The organism is Pseudomonas sp. E45-MNA-CIBAN-0222, from assembly GCF_040310405.1.
Classification (GTDB): domain Bacteria; phylum Pseudomonadota; class Gammaproteobacteria; order Pseudomonadales; family Pseudomonadaceae; genus Stutzerimonas; species Stutzerimonas stutzeri_AC.
In genome coordinates this window covers 111,550-128,776 of sequence record NZ_JBEOPU010000008.1, presented here as the reverse complement: position 1 = coordinate 128,776, position 17,227 = coordinate 111,550, and the positions used below count along the sequence as shown (strand labels likewise).

13 protein-coding genes are annotated in these 17,227 nt (G+C 64.1%); 10 read left to right on the top strand and 3 right to left on the bottom strand.

Going from position 1 to position 17,227, the window contains the following annotated elements; all coding sequences use genetic code 11:
• Window positions 1–6 precede the first annotated feature (6 nt).
• Together AAEZ08_RS13800 and AAEZ08_RS13795 are read left to right on the top strand one after the other, a co-directional pair.
• Window positions 7–825 carry a polyphosphate kinase 2 family protein gene (locus tag AAEZ08_RS13800; RefSeq protein ID WP_003284702.1) on the top strand — a complete coding sequence of 273 codons (819 nt, stop codon included), beginning with the start codon at window positions 7–9 and terminating at the stop codon, window positions 823–825.
• Entirely contained in the window at window positions 822–1,667 is an 846-nt protein-coding gene (locus tag AAEZ08_RS13795; RefSeq protein WP_003284704.1) for a DUF4344 domain-containing metallopeptidase, read from the top strand. Before AAEZ08_RS13800 ends, AAEZ08_RS13795 begins: the two co-directional genes overlap by 4 nt.
• Window positions 1,668–1,676: 9 nt before the next feature.
• Here AAEZ08_RS13795 and AAEZ08_RS13790 read toward each other — a convergent pair whose 3' ends face one another.
• Window positions 1,677–2,615 (bottom strand): glutathione S-transferase family protein, encoded by a 939-nt coding sequence (locus AAEZ08_RS13790; RefSeq protein WP_500124550.1) that lies wholly within the window; start codon window positions 2,613–2,615, stop codon window positions 1,677–1,679.
• A gap of 105 nt (window positions 2,616–2,720) precedes the next feature.
• The gene (locus AAEZ08_RS13785; protein ID WP_058065238.1) at window positions 2,721–2,996 is read right to left on the bottom strand and encodes a GIY-YIG nuclease family protein; all 276 of its coding nucleotides are present in this window, start codon (window positions 2,994–2,996) and stop codon (window positions 2,721–2,723) included.
• 161 nt (window positions 2,997–3,157) lie between these two features.
• On the opposite strand from AAEZ08_RS13785, the gene mltF reads away from it, so the two are divergent.
• On the top strand, window positions 3,158–4,618 hold the full coding sequence (gene mltF / locus AAEZ08_RS13780; protein WP_058065237.1) for a membrane-bound lytic murein transglycosylase MltF: 1,461 nt from the start codon (window positions 3,158–3,160) through the stop codon (window positions 4,616–4,618).
• A 30-nt stretch (window positions 4,619–4,648) separates the two neighbouring features.
• On the opposite strand, the gene AAEZ08_RS13775 is transcribed toward mltF, so the two are convergent.
• Window positions 4,649–7,366, bottom strand: a complete 2,718-nt coding sequence (locus AAEZ08_RS13775) for an HAD-IC family P-type ATPase (RefSeq protein WP_500124549.1) — start codon at window positions 7,364–7,366, stop codon at window positions 4,649–4,651.
• Between the two features lie 206 nt (window positions 7,367–7,572).
• Here AAEZ08_RS13775 and AAEZ08_RS13770 point away from each other — a divergent pair, with 206 nt between their 5' ends.
• From AAEZ08_RS13770 to xdhC, 7 genes are all read left to right on the top strand, one after another.
• Window positions 7,573–8,253 (top strand): SDR family oxidoreductase, encoded by a 681-nt coding sequence (locus AAEZ08_RS13770; RefSeq protein WP_437417982.1) that lies wholly within the window; start codon window positions 7,573–7,575, stop codon window positions 8,251–8,253.
• 198 nt (window positions 8,254–8,451) lie between these two features.
• Complete coding sequence (locus tag AAEZ08_RS13765; protein ID WP_500124548.1) at window positions 8,452–9,807, top strand: 8-oxoguanine deaminase; 1,356 nt, start codon at window positions 8,452–8,454, stop codon at window positions 9,805–9,807.
• Between the two features lie 203 nt (window positions 9,808–10,010).
• Window positions 10,011–11,102, top strand: a complete 1,092-nt coding sequence (locus AAEZ08_RS13760; RefSeq protein WP_104096998.1) for a BMP family ABC transporter substrate-binding protein — start codon at window positions 10,011–10,013, stop codon at window positions 11,100–11,102.
• Window positions 11,103–11,240: 138 nt separating this feature from the next.
• On the top strand, window positions 11,241–12,215 hold the full coding sequence (locus tag AAEZ08_RS13755) for a 2-oxoglutarate and iron-dependent oxygenase domain-containing protein (protein WP_461701147.1): 975 nt from the start codon (window positions 11,241–11,243) through the stop codon (window positions 12,213–12,215).
• A gap of 161 nt (window positions 12,216–12,376) precedes the next feature.
• Window positions 12,377–13,828: a xanthine dehydrogenase small subunit gene (gene xdhA / locus AAEZ08_RS13750; RefSeq protein WP_500124547.1), complete on the top strand. Its 1,452-nt coding sequence runs from the start codon at window positions 12,377–12,379 to the stop codon at window positions 13,826–13,828.
• Window positions 13,821–16,217: a xanthine dehydrogenase molybdopterin binding subunit gene (xdhB, locus tag AAEZ08_RS13745; RefSeq protein ID WP_500124546.1), complete on the top strand. Its 2,397-nt coding sequence runs from the start codon at window positions 13,821–13,823 to the stop codon at window positions 16,215–16,217. The genes xdhA and xdhB overlap by 8 nt, the downstream gene beginning before the upstream one ends.
• A 115-nt stretch (window positions 16,218–16,332) precedes the next feature.
• Window positions 16,333–17,193, top strand: coding sequence for a xanthine dehydrogenase accessory protein XdhC (gene xdhC, locus AAEZ08_RS13740; protein WP_500124545.1), 861 nt, complete (start codon window positions 16,333–16,335; stop codon window positions 17,191–17,193).
• Window positions 17,194–17,227: the final 34 nt, after the last annotated feature.

The window sequence follows — 17,227 nt, the reverse complement described above, 5'->3', positions numbered from 1 at the left end:
CGCGCCATGCGCCTGGCAGACGCCATTCTCGATGACTGCCTGTGCGACCCGGCGGCGCCGCTGGCGCGCGATCCGGCACGCTGCTACGGCCTGGAAAAAGCACAGGCCCAAGCGCAGCTGGCAAGCCTGAAGGAATGGCTGCGGGTGCAGCAGACCATGTTCTGGGCCAACCGCCACGACGCCTTGTTGCTCGTGCTGCAGGGGCCGGACTGCTCCGGCAAGAACGGCGTGATCCGCCGCGTGCTGGGCGGCCTGGACCCGCTGGGGCTGTCGCCGCACAGCTTCCAGGCGCCCAGCGAGAATGAACGCCGTCACGACTTCCTCTGGCGCTACCGGGAGCGGCTGCCGGCGCCCGGCATGCTCGGGGTATTCAATCGCAGCTACTACGAAGCGTTGGTTAGCGATCTGCGCGACGGTCTGTGCTCGCCTGCCGACATTCCGCACCGCGAGGCAGCAATCCAGGCTTTTGAACGCGGGCTGCCGGTCGCTGGCATCCACCCGCTCAAGTGTTATCTGCAGCTCTCCGCCGGTGAGCAAAAACAGCGCCTGCACCGTCGCCTGGAGCAGCCCGAAAAACGCTGGAAGCTGACCCTTGGTGATCTGCGGGACCACCGCAATTTCGCTCAGCAACAGGCGCTGTGGGCTGATGTTCTGAGTAAAAGTCACAGCCGCGAAGCGCCCTGGCACGTGATACCGGCCGACCGTCGCTGGCTGCGCGACCTGCTCGTGGCCAGCCTGCTCGCCCGGGAGTTCGAGCGTCTGGCACTCGACTGGCCGACGCGGCCGGCGCCATTCACCCATGCCGATCTGGACAGCACGCCATGAAGCGCTTCGCTCTGTTGCCGCTGCTGCTTCTGCCGCTGCTGGCGCAAGCGCAGCAAGGCGAAACAGCGCCGGAACTGTCAGTGGACGAGGTCCGCTTCACGGTCGCCAACGCCGAATTCACCCTGATGCACGAGATGGGGCATCTGCTGATCAGCGAGTTGCAGCTGCCGGTGCTCGGGCGCGAAGAGGATGCCGCCGACCACCTCGGTTTCATGGGCCTGTTTCTACTGCAAGAGGAACAACACCGCGACGATTTCTACGCCAAGCTGATGGACGTCGCTGATTACTGGCGCCTGGAATGGCAAAACGCGGAACGCAGTGGTGCACAAGTGCCTGTCTGGGACAGCCACGCGCTGGATGCCCAGCGCTTCTACAACATTGCCTGCCTGGCCTACGGTAGCGATCCGGACCGGTTGGACTGGGTGCTGGAGGTCAGTGGCCTGCCGGTAGAGCGGGCGTTGTACTGTCCCGAGGAGTACGAACAGGTAGCCCACGCCGTGCAATGGTTTCGCGAGCACTTCGGGCGCACGAGCGAACAGCCTGTGCAACACCGCATTCAAGTCATCTACGATACGCCGCCCGGCCACCTCCCTGGTGGCGCCGAGCTGCTCGAAAAGATCCGCGCCAGCGGTGAGCTCGAAGCAGTCGCGGCCAAGGCCAGTGCCGCCTTCGACCTACCCCGCGACCTGGTTTTGCGCATGAGTACCTGCGGCGCCCCCGATGCCTGGTTCAATCGAGTCAGCGGTGAACTCACCTTATGCTATGAGCGCATCGCCTATTTTCGCGACCTTGCCGCAGAGCAACCCAAGCTACGCAGCCCAGCGTTACCGGCGCCGCACTGACAGCGGTACCTAGCGCGACTCGATGCGATAGCCGATGCGCGGAAAATGCACCTGCACGACGCCAGCACGATCATCGGTGCGGCGCAGGATCAGTTCTTCGGCGCCGGCAAATACCAGCTCACCCTCGACCGGATCAGCGCCGTAGTCCACTGCGGCGATAGCCACCTGCTGTCCTTCCTGAAAACCGTTGGGGTCGGTAAAAATCTCGTCCGGCACAGGGGCTGGCTCAGCCTCACGCGCAATGCGCAGCGCGTCTTCCGAGGAGAGCTCGCTGCTCGAGCCATGCCCAACGCCGAGCACCTTGCCCAGCCAGACATGGACCTCGGGATAGTCGTCCACCAGCGGCGCGGTAACCGGCGTCGCACGCAGAAACCACAGGCAATGCGCAACGGCAAAATCGGCCACCGAGGGTGCTGCGCCAAACAGGAATTCGCCGTCCTCACGCGCTAGCTGCTGTTGCAGTCGCGCCATCAGGGCCGGCCACTCGTTCTTCGCCTGCTCCAGCGATATGCGGCTCACCGAGCCATTGGCAAATAGCTGAGCGCGATCCTTGCTGAAGGCCTGGACGAATTCCTTGGGCACCTGAGCGAAGCGCAACGCCATGGATTCAGGCTGAAATACCAGACTTACGGCATTCAGGAAGAGCACCGAATCAGCCCATTGGGCAAGTGTCGCTGCATTGAACTCCTGCCCTTCGGGGAACAGTGCCGGCGTGGCCTTCTCCGCGTCCAGGCGACGCGCGATCAAGGCAGTGTCGCAATAGATGTCGGCGCCGACCTGTAGTACCGGCGTGCGTCGATAGCCGCCGGTCAGGGCCGTCAGATCGGGCTTTGGCATGACCGGGGGAATCATCACCGAACGCCAGGAAAGCTGCTTGAACCCCAACATCAGGCGCGCCTTTTCGGCAAAGGGCGAGGTGGGATAGTGGTGCAGAATCAGCTCGTGCATGACAGGCTCCGCCAGATGGTGTCGAGATCGAGGCTTGGCCCCGTTGGAAGAGCACCAGCTTAGACGCTCCGCTCGATCGAGCCTACCGGCTGATTAGGTCGTCATTCACACGACGGGGCCAGCCAGGCTCACCAGTCGCTCCTTGGCCGGCTTGTTCAGCCGCTTGATGGCGATTTCCCGACGCAGCGCGTCGCCCTTGCTGGCACAGGCCTCGACATAGACCAGCGCCTGCGCCGGACTGGAGTGAAAGAACCGAGCGCCCCGCCCACGCTGATGCTCGGCAAAACGCCGCTGCGCGTCGTCGCTGATGCCACAATAGAGGGCTCCATTGGCAGCGCGCACCAGATAAACGAACCAGGGCTTGGGCTGAACCTCGGTCATGGTATGAACAAGCCTCGACGGGCAACGGAAAATCGGGCCGGCATTATGCCGAACTCGCGTGGCACATCCAGCTGCCAGGCGGCTATTCGCAGCTTCGCTTAGCAGAGAGCCAGTTAGCTGTCCAGATATGGTGGCGGTTCGCCTTTGCGTATACTGCGCCGATGTTTGCCCATACCGTGTTCCGCAAGCGCTGCGCCATCTGGCTGTTGGCGATCGGAATCTTCCTGATGCTCGGCAGCTGCGCTGAAAAGCCCAGCGAACTCGAGCGCATACAGGAGGAAGGCGTACTGCGCGTGATCACCCGCAACAGCCCGTCCACCTATTTCCAGGATCGCAACGGCGAAGCGGGCTTTGAGTACGAACTGGTCAAACGTTTCGCCAGCAATCTCGGCGTCGAACTGCAAATCGAAACCGCCGACAACATCGACGATATCTTTACTCGGCTCAACCGCCCTGGCGGTCCGGCGCTGGCCGCCGCCGGCCTCGTGGCCAGCGAAGGCCGGCAGGAACTGGCCCGCTTTACCCGCTCCTATCTGGACGTCACCACTCAGGTCGTCTATCGCAGCGGTCAGCGGCGCCCGACGGGCCCTAAGGACCTGATCGGCAAACGCATTCTCGTGCTCAAGGGCAGCAGCCAGGCAGAGAAGCTCGCCTCGCTACAAGCCGAGGTGCCCGAACTGCGCTACGAAGAATCCGACGCGGTGGAAGTGGTCGACTTGCTGCGCATGGTCGACGAAGGCCAAATCGACCTGACACTGGTGGAATCAAACGAGATGTCCATGAATCAGGTGTATTTCACCAACATCCGAGCGGGCTTCGATGTCGGCGAGCAAAACAGCCTGGCCTGGGTGGTCGCCAAAGGCGAGGACGACAGCCTGCTCAAGGCCGCCGACTCCTTCCTCGAACAGGCCCAGCAAAACGGCACCTTGCAACGCTTGCGCGAGCGCTATTACGGCCACGTCGATGTACTCGGCTACGTCGGCGCGTACGCCTTCGCCAAACACCTGCAGCAGCGCCTGCCGCGTTACGAAAAGGCCTTCCGTGAAACAGCCAAGGAACATGGCATCGATTGGCGGCTGCTGGCTGCGATCGGCTATCAGGAGTCCCACTGGCAACCCGAGGCCACCTCCAAGACCGGAGTACGCGGCCTGATGATGCTGACCCTGCGCACCGCCAACGCCATGGGGGTGACTAACCGATTGGACCCGGTGCAGAGCATTCAGGGTGGCGGCAAATACGTGGTCAAGGTGCACGCAAGCCTGCCTGACAGCATTCTCGAACCCGACCGGACCTGGTTTGCCCTCGCCGCCTACAACGTTGGCGGCGGCCATTTGGAGGACGCCCGCAAGTTGGCCGAGGCTGAAGGCCTGGACCCCAACAAGTGGCTGGACGTAAAGCAGATACTGCCGCGCCTGTCGCAAAAACAGTGGTACAGCAAGACGCGTTACGGCTATGCCCGCGGCGGCGAACCGGTGCACTTCGTGGCGAACATCCGCCGCTACTACGACATTCTTACCTGGGTGACTCAACCACAGATGGAAGGTCAGCAGCTGGCCAAGAGCGAGCTGCATATCCCCGGCATCTATGCCACCGACCTGATGGAAGAGCTGCCGCCGCTCTGAGGCGTGCTCGCCTAAAGCGGCGGCTAATCATCAGGACGGACCTGCCCCCATACGGCGCAACAGCGCCTTCTCGATCTCCAGGATCACCAGCACTGCCACGCCTACCAGCACCACCACCACGCCGGTTTCCAGCGCCACCGCCTCTGTCGCGAACAGCGACTGCATGAACGGCGCATAGGTAAACAGGAGTTGTAGAAGGAACACCCCAAACACCGCCGCCAAAACCCGGGGAGTGCCTTTCACGCCCTGCAGGGTAAAGGATGGCGCCTTCAGGTAACGCACGCTGAACAGGTAGAACACTTCCATGCAAACCAGCGTATTGACGGCGACCGTGCGTGCGGCCTCTACCGTAGCGCCTTGGGATAGCATCCACTGGTACATGCCGAAGATACCCGCAAGGAACAAGCCGGAGACAAAGAAGATCCGCCAGATCACAAAACGCGACAACATCGCCTCACCCGGCCTCCGGGGCGGTCGCTGCATGACATCGGCCTCGGTCGGCTCGAACGCCAGCACCATCACCAACGCCACCGAGCTGACCATATTGACCCACAGCACCTGCGCCGGGGTGATCGGCAACGCTACTCCGAGCAGCACCGCCAGCAGCAGCGACAACGACTCGCCGCCATTGATGGGCAGCAGAAAAGTCACGCTCTTGCGCAGGTTGTCGTAGACAGTACGTCCCTCTTCTACTGCGTGAGCGATGGAAGCAAAGTTATCATCCGCCAGCACGATAGCGCCGGCCTGCTTGGCCGCCTCGGTGCCCTTCATGCCCATCGCCACACCGACATCGGCCTGCTTCAGCGCCGGGGCGTCATTGACCCCATCGCCGGTCATGGCAACAACGTCGCCATTGGCCTGCAGCGCCCGCACCAGCCGCAGCTTGTGCTCAGGGCTGGCACGGGCGAACACCCGTGCCTCGGCAACAGCCTGCCTCATGGCCGCTTCGTCCATCTGCTCCAGCTCCGGCCCGGTGATCGCCTTGATGTCATCCGCCATGCCCAGCTGCCTGGCAATGGCACTGGCGGTCACGCCGTGGTCGCCGGTGATCATCACCACGCGAATGCCAGCTGCACGGCACTGCGCCACCGCACGGATCGCCTCGTCACGCGGCGGATCGATAATGCCGACCAGCCCGAGCAGTGTCAGCTCGCTGGCAACGTCGGCATGCTCGATCGCCTCCTTGCCGGCCGGCAGCCTGCGCCGCGCCAGGGCCAGCACGCGACGACCGGCCCGCGCCTGCGCCTCGACCTGTTCATGCCAGTGCGACTGATCCAGCAGCCGCTCCTGGCCGTCGGCCTCAAGCTGCCGCGCGCACATGGCCAGGACCCGTTCCGGCGCGCCCTTGACCAGCACTTCGCTGCCGCCTTCGCAGGCGTGCAGAGTCGCCATGAAGCGGTGTTCCGACTCGAAGGGAATCACGTCCAGCCGCGGACGGTCGACGTGGAGGTTGGCCGGCGGCAGTCCTGCCTTCATCGCCAGGGTCAGCAACGCGCCCTCGGTGGGGTCGCCGGCAAGGGCCCACAGTCCGTCCTTCTCGTGCAGGCTGGCGTCGTTGCACAGCGCCGCGGCTTCGGCAAGCGCGCTGGCTGCCAGCGTGCGCTCTGCCAGCGCCGCCGGTTCGACTGGCACGCCCTCGAACAGCAACGCACCTTGCGGTGCATAGCCCGCGCCTTCGACCTCCAGTGCCTGCCCGGCGCAGATCACTTCCTGCACCGTCATCTCGTTGCGCGTCAGGGTTCCGGTCTTGTCCGAGCAGATCACCGTCACCGAGCCCAGCGTCTCCACCGCCGGCAGGCGCCGGATCACTGCATTGCGACTGGCCATACGCTGCACGCCGATGGCCAGGGTGATGGTCATGATCGCCGGCAGCCCCTCGGGGATCGCCGCGACCGAAAGCCCCACCGCCGCCATGAACATCTCACCGGCGCCCATGCCCCGCACCAGCGTGCCGAACAGGAACAGCAGTGCGCTCGCGGCCAGGATCACGGCTGTCAGCGCCCGGCCGACATCGGACATCTTGCGCAGCAGCGGCGTGGTGCCCTGTTCGACCGATTCCAGCATCGTCCCGATACGCCCGATCTCGGTCGCCGCGCCCGTGGCGACCACCACCGCACGCGCCTGGCCCTGGGTCACCAGCGTGCCGGCATAGCCCATGCAAAGCCGATCACCGATGGAAGCATCGGCGGCCACCGCCTCGACCTGCTTGTCGACTGGCACCGATTCGCCGGTCAACGCCGCCTCGTCGATACGCAGGTTGCGCGCCTGCAGCAGCCGCACGTCCGCCGGCAGGCTGTCGCCGGAAGCCAGCAGTACCACATCCCCGGGCACCAGCTCGGCGGCATCGAGGTCCTGCTGGCGGCCATCGCGCAACACCACCGCGTGCGGCGCCAGCAGATGCCGAATCGCCTGCAGCGCTTTTTCCGCCTTGCCCTCCTGAACGAAGCCGATCACCACGTTGACCACCACCACCGCCAGGATCACGAAGGTGTCGACCAAATGCCCCATCAGGCCGGTTACCAGCGCCGCGGCGATCAGCACATAAAGCAGAAGATTATTGAGATGACGCAGCAGGCGCTGCCAGACACTCGCTGGCTTGGCCTCATCGAGCCGATTGGGACCGTATTGCAGCAGGCGCTGCCGGGCCTGTTCGTGGCTGAGGCCGGCGCTCGAGGACTTCAGTTCGAGCAACGCCTCATCGCTCTGCCGAGCATGCCAGCGGTTCGACTGTGTTTGCGGGTCGGGCATTGGATCCCCCTGATTTTGATTCGATGATGCCGGAAAAACCGGCAACGCTGGCCCATCAGAGCCGAAACAGCGCCCCTATGACCACCGTCGCGAAACCGCTTGCAACACTCGCACGACGACCATGTGTCGCACCCCAGCATTGCTGCACGCGCGCGTCACAGCCGCGCTATTCTTGCCGGTCAGTCATGACCTACCGAGGACGCAGCATGCAAAAAACAGCACTCATCATCGGCGCTTCCCGCGGTCTGGGTCTCGGCCTGGCGAAACAGTTCTGCGCTGCAGGCTGGCAGGTGATCGCCACGGTGCGCAACCCGCAGCACGCCGAAGCCCTCAGCCAGATGCCGCAGGTGCGCGTCGAAACGCTGGATATGGACGATGCAGGCAGCGTAGACCAGCTGGCCGCCCGCCTGGCCGGTACCAGACTCGACGTGCTATTCGTCAACGCCGGCGTGGCCGGCCCGCAGGGCAAACCGGCCACGCAAGCCACTCAAACGGAAGTCGGCCAGCTGTTCTTCACCAATGCCGTCGCACCGGTGCGCCTGGCCGAGCGGTTGCTGCCGCTGGTCGATCCTGCGCAGGGCGTGATCGTCTTTATGAGTTCCATCCTCGGCAGCGTCGAAACCGGTCCGGGCATGGGCATGGACCTGTACGGCGCGAGCAAGGCCGCGCTGAATCACATGACCCGTACCTTCGTCGCCGGACTGGGCGAGACTCGGCTGACCGTGTTGTCGATGCATCCCGGCTGGGTCAAGACCGACATGGGCGGCGACCAGGCGCCACTGGATGTCGAGACCAGCACGCGCGGTATGCTCGAGCAGGTTACCCAGGCCATTGGACAGGGTGGGCATCGGTACCTGGATTACCAGGGCAATCCGCTGCCCTGGTAATGACGGCAACAAGGGTTATCTCGGGAGTCGGATTGGCCGCTCCCACTACCCAACCCTTGGCAGCCCTGTGACAAACCCACCCCAAACCCTTTATCTTCCTCTCCCGGCGAGGCATCCACCGCTCCGCCTCCTGGATCAGCAGACAGGGCATAACTGAGCTGGCTACTCTGAACTCAACCATTCAGGAGAAAGCCGGCCATGGCTGCTCATCGAATCTGGATCAAGAACCCCCTCGCCCTCTTCACTGCCAACGACCAGAAAGCCCAAGGCGGACTGGTGATCGAAGACGGTGTCATCACCGAACTGCTTGCCGCCGGCGCCACGCCCACGCTGCCGGTGGATGAAACCTTCGACGCCCGTGAACACGTGGTATTGCCGGGGCTGATCAACACCCACCACCACTTCTACCAGACCCTCACCCGCGCCTGGGGGCCGGTGGTCAACGAGCCGCTGTTCAACTGGCTGCTGACCCTCTACCCGGTCTGGGCGCGGCTCACGCCGCAGGCGCTGCAGCTGGCGAGCAAGGTGGCGCTGGCCGAGCTGCTGCTGTCCGGCTGCACCACGGCAGCGGATCACCACTACCTGTTTCCGGGCGGGCTCGAGGACGCCATCGATATCCAGGTCGAGGCCGTCCGCGAGCTGGGCATGCGCGCCATGCTCACCCGCGGTTCGATGAACCTGTCCAAGGAGAACGGCGGCCTGCCCTGCAAGAGCGTGGTGCAGGGCGCCGAGACGATTCTTGCCGACAGCGAGCGGCTGATCGATCGCTACCACGAGCGCGGCGACGGCGCGCAGATCCAGATCGCCCTGGCGCCCTGCTCGCCCTTCTCGGTCACCACCGACATCATGCGTGCCTGCGCCGAGCTGGCCGAAGCGCGCGACGTACGTCTGCATACCCATCTGGCCGAAACGCTCGACGAGCAGGAGTTCTGCGCGCAGCGCTTCGGCATGCGCACCGTGGACTATCTGCAGAGCGTCGGCTGGCTCGGGCCGCGGACCTGGCTGGCGCACGGCATTCACTTCAATCAGGTGGAGATTCACCGCCTGGGCGCGGCCGGGGTCGGCATCTGTCATTGCCCAAGCTCCAACATGCGCCTGGCCTCCGGTATCTGCCACACGCTGGAGCTTGAAGACAAGGGCGCCATCATCGGCCTGGGCGTCGACGGCTCGGCCTCCAACGATGCCTCCAACATGATGCTCGAGGCGCGCCAGGCGCTGTTCATCCAGCGCTTGCGCTACGGCGCCGAGAAGATCACGCCAGAGAAGGTCCTCGGTTGGGCAACGCACGGTTCCGCGCGCCTGCTCGGGCGCAGCGACATCGGCGAACTGGCGGTCGGCAAGCAGGCCGACCTCGCCCTGTTCAGGCTCGACGAACTGCGCTTCTCCGGCAGCCACGATCCCGTCGCCGCGCTGCTGCTGTGCGCCGCCGACCGAGCCGACCGGGTGATGGTTGGCGGCAAGTGGCGCGTGATCGATGGCCAAGTCGAAGGCCTCGACGTACAGGGTCTGATCGCCGACCACCAGCAGGCGGCCCGGCAGCTGGTAAACGGCTAATCGGCAATGATCGAGGCTTGCACCAAAGCTGGGCGCCGTGGATTACTGGCGCACCAGCACAAGCCTCGACCAGGCATCAGCGTCGAGTCGAAGCGCCCGCAACCCGGCACAACGAAGGTATCTGTCCAGTTGGTCAGCTTTTTGCTAACCAGCTATCAGCCAACATAGGCTCTGTAGCTAGACAAACAGGAGCGTCATCCGCCATGCAGAACAACACTCGGAAAACCCTGCTGCGTGCACTCGCCGCAGCGATCGGCTTCAGCGCCGCACTGACGACCGCCGCAGCGTCGGCCGCCGATCCGTTGAAGGTCGGCTTCGTCTACATCGGCCCGATCGGCGACCACGGCTGGACCTACCAGCACGAGCAGGGCCGCAAGTACATGGAAGAAAAACTGGGCGACAAGGTGAAGACCAGCTTCGTCGAGAACGTGCCGGAAGGCGCCGATGCCGAGCGGGTCATCCGCAACATGGCCAAGAGCGACTACGACCTGATCTTCACCACCTCCTTCGGCTACATGAACCCCACACTGAAGGTCGCCAAGCAGTTCCCCAAGGTCACCTTCGAGCACGCCACCGGTTACAAGCAGGCGAAGAACGTCGGCACCTACCTGACCCGTTCCTATGAGGGCCGCTATGTAGGCGGCTTCCTCGCCGCGAAGATGACCAAGACCAAGAAGGTCGGCTACATCGCCTCCTTCCCGATTCCGGAAGTGATCCGCGACATCAACGCCATCCAGCTGGCGCTGGACAAGTACAACCCCGGCACCGAGATCAAGGTGGTGTGGGTCAACACCTGGTTCGATCCGGGCAAGGAAGCCGATGCCGCCAACGCGCTGATCGACCAGGGCGTCGACGTGATCTTCCAGCACACCGACAGCCCGGCGCCGATCCAGGCCGCCGAGCGTCGTGGCGTCTACTCCGTCGGTTACGCCTCGGACATGCAGCACTTCGGGCCCAAAGCCGTGCTGACCTCCATCGTCAACGACTGGGGCCCGCACTACACCAAGTCCGCCGAAGCGGTAATGGCCGGTACCTGGAAGTCCGAGGACTTCTGGGGCGGGCTGGCCCAGGACAGCATCAGCCTGCCGATCAGCGATCTGGTGCCGGCCGATGTGAAGACCGAAGCCGAAGCGATCATCGCCAGCATCAAGAGCGGTGAATTCCACCCGTTCACCGGCCCGATCAAGGACCAGGCTGGCGAAGTGCGCATCGCCGAGGGCGAGACCGCCAGCATCAAGGACCTCGCCTCGATGAATTACTACGTCGAAGGCGTCAAGGCCGAAATGCCGAAGTAAACGTTACCCGCGCCGGCCCCGCCCGGCGCACTGCGGAATCTGCATGCCGTCCCGCCATCTGGCGAACCGCACGCAGGGGGCATTGCCCTCGAAAGCCGCCGGTACGAGAAGACCGGCGGCGCCGTACCGGAGTCAGCCATGAATTCACTGCCCATCATCGATATTTCCCCGCTCTATAACGCCGACGAGGCCGGCCATCTGGCCGTCGCCGAGGCCATCGACCGCGCCTGCCGCGAGTGGGGCTTCTTCTATATCAAGGGTCATCCGATCAGCGCCGAGCGCATCGCCACCCTCACCGACCATGCCCAGCGGTTCTTTGCGCTGCCCGCCGAAGATAAGCTGAAGATCGATATCACCAAGAGCCGTCACCACCGCGGCTACGGTGCCGTTGCCACCGAGCAGCTGGACCCGAGCCAACCATGCGACCTCAAGGAAACCTTCGACATGGGTTTCCATATGAGCGCCGATCACCCGGAAGTGCTGGCCGAAAAACCACTGCGCGGGCCCAACCTCCATCCGCTGCAGCTGGAAGGCTGGACCGAGCTGATGGAGGGCCATTACCGCGACATGCAGGATCTTGCCTGCACCCTGCTGCGTGCCATCGCGCTGGCCCTGGGTATCGAGCGGGACTTCTTCGACAAGCGCTTCGTCGAGCCCATCAGTGTGTTTCGCATGATCCACTACCCGCCCCGGCAGACCGCCACTAGCGCCGATCAGCAAGGCGCCGGCGCGCATACCGACTACGGCTGCGTCACCCTGCTCTATCAGGACCAGGCCGGCGGCCTGCAGGTGCAGAACGTCAAGGGCGAATGGATCGGCGCGCCGCCCATCGAAGGCACCTACGTGGTCAACATCGGCGACATGATGGCGCGCTGGAGCAATGATCGTTACAAGTCGACGCCACATCGCGTGGTCAGCCCGCTGGGCGTGGATCGCTATTCCATGCCGTTCTTCGCCGAGCCGCATCCGGACACCGAAATCGCCTGCCTGCCCGGTTGCTACGACGAAACCAACCCGCCGAAATACCCGAGCACCACCTGCAGCCGATACATGCTCTCGCGCTTCGCCGAGACCTATGCCTACCGACGGCAGGGCGAGGCCGAATCGGCCTGAGCGGGCTTTACTTGCAGTAGGAAGAACCGGGCGATGGCCACCCAGCCCTCGCCCGACCTGCGCGCGCATGCCGCATTGACTTTTGAGTCAGGAATAAGTTGACCGAAAAGTCAGTTAGCGATAATTTGCGCGTCAGAACAACAACAGTCGGAGGCACCGCCTTGATCCAGTTTCTCCTCAATCGTGAGCTGCGCAGCGAGCAGGCTCTCGACCCCAACACCACGGTGCTGCAGTACCTGCGCGAACACCGCGGCAAGACGGGCACCAAGGAAGGCTGTGCCTCCGGCGACTGTGGCGCCTGTACCGTCGTGGTCGGCGAACTGGTCGGCGATCGGCTGCGCTACCGCACCCTGAACTCCTGCCTGACCTTCGTCTGCGCCCTGCACGGCAAGCAGCTGATCACCGTCGAAGACCTCAAGCATCAGGGTCAGCTGCACAGCGTCCAGCAGGCGATGGTCGATTGCCACGGCTCGCAGTGCGGCTTCTGTACTCCCGGCTTCGTCATGAGCCTATTCGCCTTGCAGAAGAATCGCGGCGACAGCGTGCAGACCTACGATCCACATCAGACCCACGAAGCCCTGGCAGGCAACCTCTGCCGCTGCACCGGCTACCGGCCGATCCTCGCCGCTGCCGAACAGGCTTGCGAGCAGACCGCACCGGACCAGTTCGACGCCCGCGAGGCTGAAACCATTGCCCAGCTGCAGCGCATCGCGCCGCGTGAAACGGCCGAACTGAGCGACGGCAGCAAGCGCAGCCTGTCGCCGCTGACCATCGCTGAGCTGGCCGAGCTGTATGCCGCCAACCCGGAAGCCCGACTGCTTGCCGGCGGCACCGACCTGGCGCTGGAGGTGACCCAGTTCCATCGCGAGCTGCCGGTGATGATTCATGTCGGGCAGATCACCGAGATGAAGCAGGTCCAGATCGCCGACCGCCATATCGAGATCGGTGCCGCCGCCCCGCTTACCGACTGTTACGCAGCGCTGGCCGCCGAGTACCCGGATTTCGGCGAGCTGCTGCAGCGCTTCGCCTCGCTGCAGATCCGCAACCAGGGCACGCTCGGTGGCAACATCGGCAACGCCTCGCCGATCGGCGACTCGCCGCCGCTGCTGATCGCCCTGGGTGCCGAAGTTGTCCTGCGCAAGGGCGCCAGCAGCCGCACCCTGCCGCTCGAGGATTACTTCATCGACTCCAAGGTCACCGCGCGCCAGCCCGGAGAATTCATCGAGAAGGTACGAGTGCCACGCGCCACACCGGATCGCCTGTTCCGCGCCTACAAGGTTTCCAAGCGACTGGACGACGACATCTCCGCTGTCTGCGCCGCGTTCGACCTGCAGATCACTGACGGCGTGATTACCGATGCCCGCGTTGCCTTCGGCGGCATGGCGGCGATCCCCAAACGTGCCGCGGCCTGCGAGGCGACCCTGAACGGCGCGCCGTGGAACCAGCAGACCGTGGAAGCGGCCTGCGATGCGCTGGCCGAAGACTTCACGCCGCTGACCGACTTCCGCGCCAGCCGCGAGTATCGCCTGCTGGTCGCACAGAACCTGCTGCGCAAATGCTTCCTCGAACAACACGCACCGAAGACCGAGACGAGGGTGACCGCTTATGTCTAACCACGTAACCACCCGCACTCAGGAAGAAATCGCGGCGCTGTTCACCCAGGATCTGGTCACCGGCGTCGGTCGCAGCGTCAAGCACGACAGCGCGCCCAAGCACGTCTCGGGCGAGGCGGTGTACGTCGACGACCGCCTGGAGTTTCCCAATCAGCTGCACGTCTATGCCCGCATGAGCGACCGCGCCCACGCCCGCATCGTCCGCATCGACACGGCGCCGTGCTATGAGGTGCCGGGCGTGGCCATCGCCATCACCGCTCAGGATGTACCTGGGCAGCTGGATATCGGCGCAGTATTGCCCGGCGACCCGCTGCTGGCCGACGGCAAGGTCGAGTTCATCGGCCAGCCGGTGATCGCCGTGGCTGCCGACAGCCTGGAAACCGCACGCAAGGCGGCCATGGCCGCGATCATCGAATACGAGGATCTGGAGCCGGTGCTCGACGTGGTCGAGGCGCTGCACAAGAAACACTTCGTGCTCGACAGCCACACCCACAAGCGCGGCGACTCCAGTGCCGCACTGGCGACGGCACCACGCCGCCTGCAAGGCAGCCTGCATATCGGCGGTCAGGAGCACTTCTATCTGGAAACTCAGGTTTCCTCGGTGATGCCGACCGAAGACGGCGGCATGATCGTCTACACCTCCACGCAAAACCCCACCGAGGTGCAGAAGCTGGTCGCTGAAGTGCTGGGCGTCTCGATGAACAAGATCGTCATCGACATGCGCCGCATGGGTGGTGGCTTTGGCGGCAAGGAAACCCAGGCAGCCGGCCCGGCGTGCATGTGCGCAGTGATCGCGCACCTCACCGGCCGCCCGACCAAGATGCGTCTGCCGCGCATGGAAGACATGACCATGACCGGCAAGCGTCACCCGTTCTACGTCGAATACGACGTCGGCTTCGATGACGACGGCCTGCTGCACGGTATCGAGATCGACCTGGCCGGCAACTGCGGCTATTCGCCGGACCTCTCCGGCTCCATCGTCGACCGCGCCATGTTCCACTCCGACAACGCCTACTACCTGGGCGACGCCACCATCAACGGCCATCGCTGCAAGACCAACCTCGCCTCGAATACCGCCTACCGCGGCTTTGGCGGGCCGCAGGGCATGGTCGCCATCGAGGAAATCATGGACGCAGTGGCCCGCGAGTTGGGCAAGGACCCGCTCGAGGTGCGCAAGCGCAACTACTACGGCAAGACCGAGCGTAACGTCACCCACTACTACCAGACCGTCGAGCACAACATGCTCGAGGAGATGACCGCCGAACTGGAAGCCAGCAGCAACTATGCAAAGCGACGCGAAGAGATCCGCGCGTTCAATGCCGCAAGCCCGATCCTGAAGAAGGGCCTGGCGCTGACGCCGGTGAAATTCGGCATCAGCTTCACCGCCAGTTTCCTCAACCAGGGTGGTGCACTGGTGCACGTCTACACCGATGGCAGCATCCACCTGAACCATGGCGGCACCGAGATGGGTCAGGGCCTGAACACCAAGGTCGCCCAGGTGGTGGCCGAGGTGTTCCAGGTCGATATCGACCGCATCCAGATCACCGCGACCAATACCGACAAAGTGCCGAACACTTCGCCGACGGCAGCAAGCAGCGGCACCGACCTCAACGGCAAGGCGGCGCAAAATGCCGCGCAGACCATCAAGCAGCGCCTGGTGGAGTTCGCCGCGCGCAAGTGGCAGATCTTCGAGGAAGATGTCGAGTTCAAGAATGGCCAGGTGCGCCTGCGCGACCAGTACATCAGCTTCGATGAGCTGATCCAGCAGGCCTATTTCGGCCAGGTCTCGCTGTCGTCCACCGGCTTCTACCGCACGCCGAAGATCTACTACGACCGCAGTCAGGCGCGCGGGCGGCCGTTCTACTACTTCGCCTATGGCGCGGCCTGCTCGGAAGTGATCGTCGATACCCTGACCGGCGAATACAGGATGCTGCGCAGCGACATCCTGCATGACGTGGGCGCCTCGCTGAACCCGGCCATCGACATCGGCCAGGTCGAGGGCGGCTTCGTCCAGGGCCTGGGCTGGCTGACCATGGAAGAGCTGGTCTGGAACGACAAGGGCAAGCTGATGACCAACGGCCCGGCCAGCTACAAGATCCCGGCGGTGGCGGACATGCCGCTGGACCTGCGGGTCAAGCTGGTGGAGAACCGCAAGAACCCCGAAGACACCGTGTTCCACTCCAAGGCCGTGGGCGAGCCGCCGTTCATGCTCGGCATTTCGGTCTGGTGCGCGATCAAGGATGCGGTGGCGAGCCTGGCCGACTACCGGGCGCAGCCGCAGATCGATGCTCCGGCGACCCCCGAGCGCGTGCTCTGGGGCGTGGAACAGATGCGCAAGTTGAAGCAGGCGGCGTCCCTACCGGAGCCCGCCGTGGAAACCGCGCACTGACCCGTGGGGTGGACAACGCTCCGCTTGTCCACCATTGGCGCAATACGAACGTATCGGTGGAAGACGCTTCGCGGTCTTCCACGGGGCGGCCACCCGCACTACTAGGGACACAGACATGAGCAACACGGCCTGGATCGAAGCACTCGCCGACCTGCAACACCAAGGCGAACCTTGCGTACTGGTGACTATCATCGAAGAGCGCGGCTCAACGCCGCGCAATGCCGGCTCGAAGATGGTTGTCAGTCGTGAGCGCCTGTACGACACCATCGGCGGCGGCCACCTGGAATACAAGGCCCAGCAGATCGCCCGCGAAATGCTGGAAAGGCGCAGCCATGACACCCGCCTCGAGCGCTTCTCCCTCGGCGCCAGCCTCGGCCAGTGCTGCGGCGGCGCCACTGTGTTGCTATTCGAACCCATGGGTCAACCGCAGGCGCATATTGCGGTTTTCGGTGCCGGTCACGTAGGCCGCGCCCTGGTGCCATTGCTAGCTAGCCTGCCGTGCAAGGTGCGCTGGATCGATTCTCGCGATAACGAATTCCCCGCCGAGATTCCGCACGGCGTGGAAAAGGTGGTCAACGACGATGTGGTCGAGGAAGTGGATAACATGCCCGCCGGCAGCTACTTCATCGTCATGACCCACAATCATCAGCTCGACCTGGAACTGACCGCCGCGATCCTTTCGCGCAACGATTTCACCTACTACGGGCTGATCGGCTCGAAGAGCAAACGCGCCAGGTTCGAACACCGCCTGCGGGACCGTGGCTTCGGGGCCGAAACGGTGCAACGCATGCGCTGCCCGATGGGCATCTCCGAGGTGAAGGGCAAGCTGCCGGTGGAGATCGCCGTGTCCATCGCCGGCGAGGTGATCGCCACCTACAACGCGCATTTCGGTGAAAAGGGCGGCGAGAAAACCGGGGACGGTGAAAAGCCGGTACCGATGCTGGTCCCCGCTTCGCGCCGCGCCCAGACAAACTGACCACCCGACCTTGTGGCAGGCACACCTCCGGCGA

Coding starts and splice junctions, on each gene's coding strand:
- AAEZ08_RS13800 (WP_003284702.1), top strand. CDS start 7: ATGCGCCTGGCAGACGCCATTCTCGATGACTGCCTGTGCGACCCGGCG.
- AAEZ08_RS13795 (WP_003284704.1), top strand. CDS start 822: ATGAAGCGCTTCGCTCTGTTGCCGCTGCTGCTTCTGCCGCTGCTGGCG.
- AAEZ08_RS13790 (WP_500124550.1), bottom strand. CDS start 2,615: ATGCACGAGCTGATTCTGCACCACTATCCCACCTCGCCCTTTGCCGAA.
- AAEZ08_RS13785 (WP_058065238.1), bottom strand. CDS start 2,996: ATGACCGAGGTTCAGCCCAAGCCCTGGTTCGTTTATCTGGTGCGCGCT.
- mltF (WP_058065237.1), top strand. CDS start 3,158: ATGTTTGCCCATACCGTGTTCCGCAAGCGCTGCGCCATCTGGCTGTTG.
- AAEZ08_RS13775 (WP_500124549.1), bottom strand. CDS start 7,366: ATGCCCGACCCGCAAACACAGTCGAACCGCTGGCATGCTCGGCAGAGC.
- AAEZ08_RS13770 (WP_437417982.1), top strand. CDS start 7,573: ATGCAAAAAACAGCACTCATCATCGGCGCTTCCCGCGGTCTGGGTCTC.
- AAEZ08_RS13765 (WP_500124548.1), top strand. CDS start 8,452: ATGGCTGCTCATCGAATCTGGATCAAGAACCCCCTCGCCCTCTTCACT.
- AAEZ08_RS13760 (WP_104096998.1), top strand. CDS start 10,011: ATGCAGAACAACACTCGGAAAACCCTGCTGCGTGCACTCGCCGCAGCG.
- AAEZ08_RS13755 (WP_461701147.1), top strand. CDS start 11,241: ATGAATTCACTGCCCATCATCGATATTTCCCCGCTCTATAACGCCGAC.
- xdhB (WP_500124546.1), top strand. CDS start 13,821: ATGTCTAACCACGTAACCACCCGCACTCAGGAAGAAATCGCGGCGCTG.
- xdhC (WP_500124545.1), top strand. CDS start 16,333: ATGAGCAACACGGCCTGGATCGAAGCACTCGCCGACCTGCAACACCAA.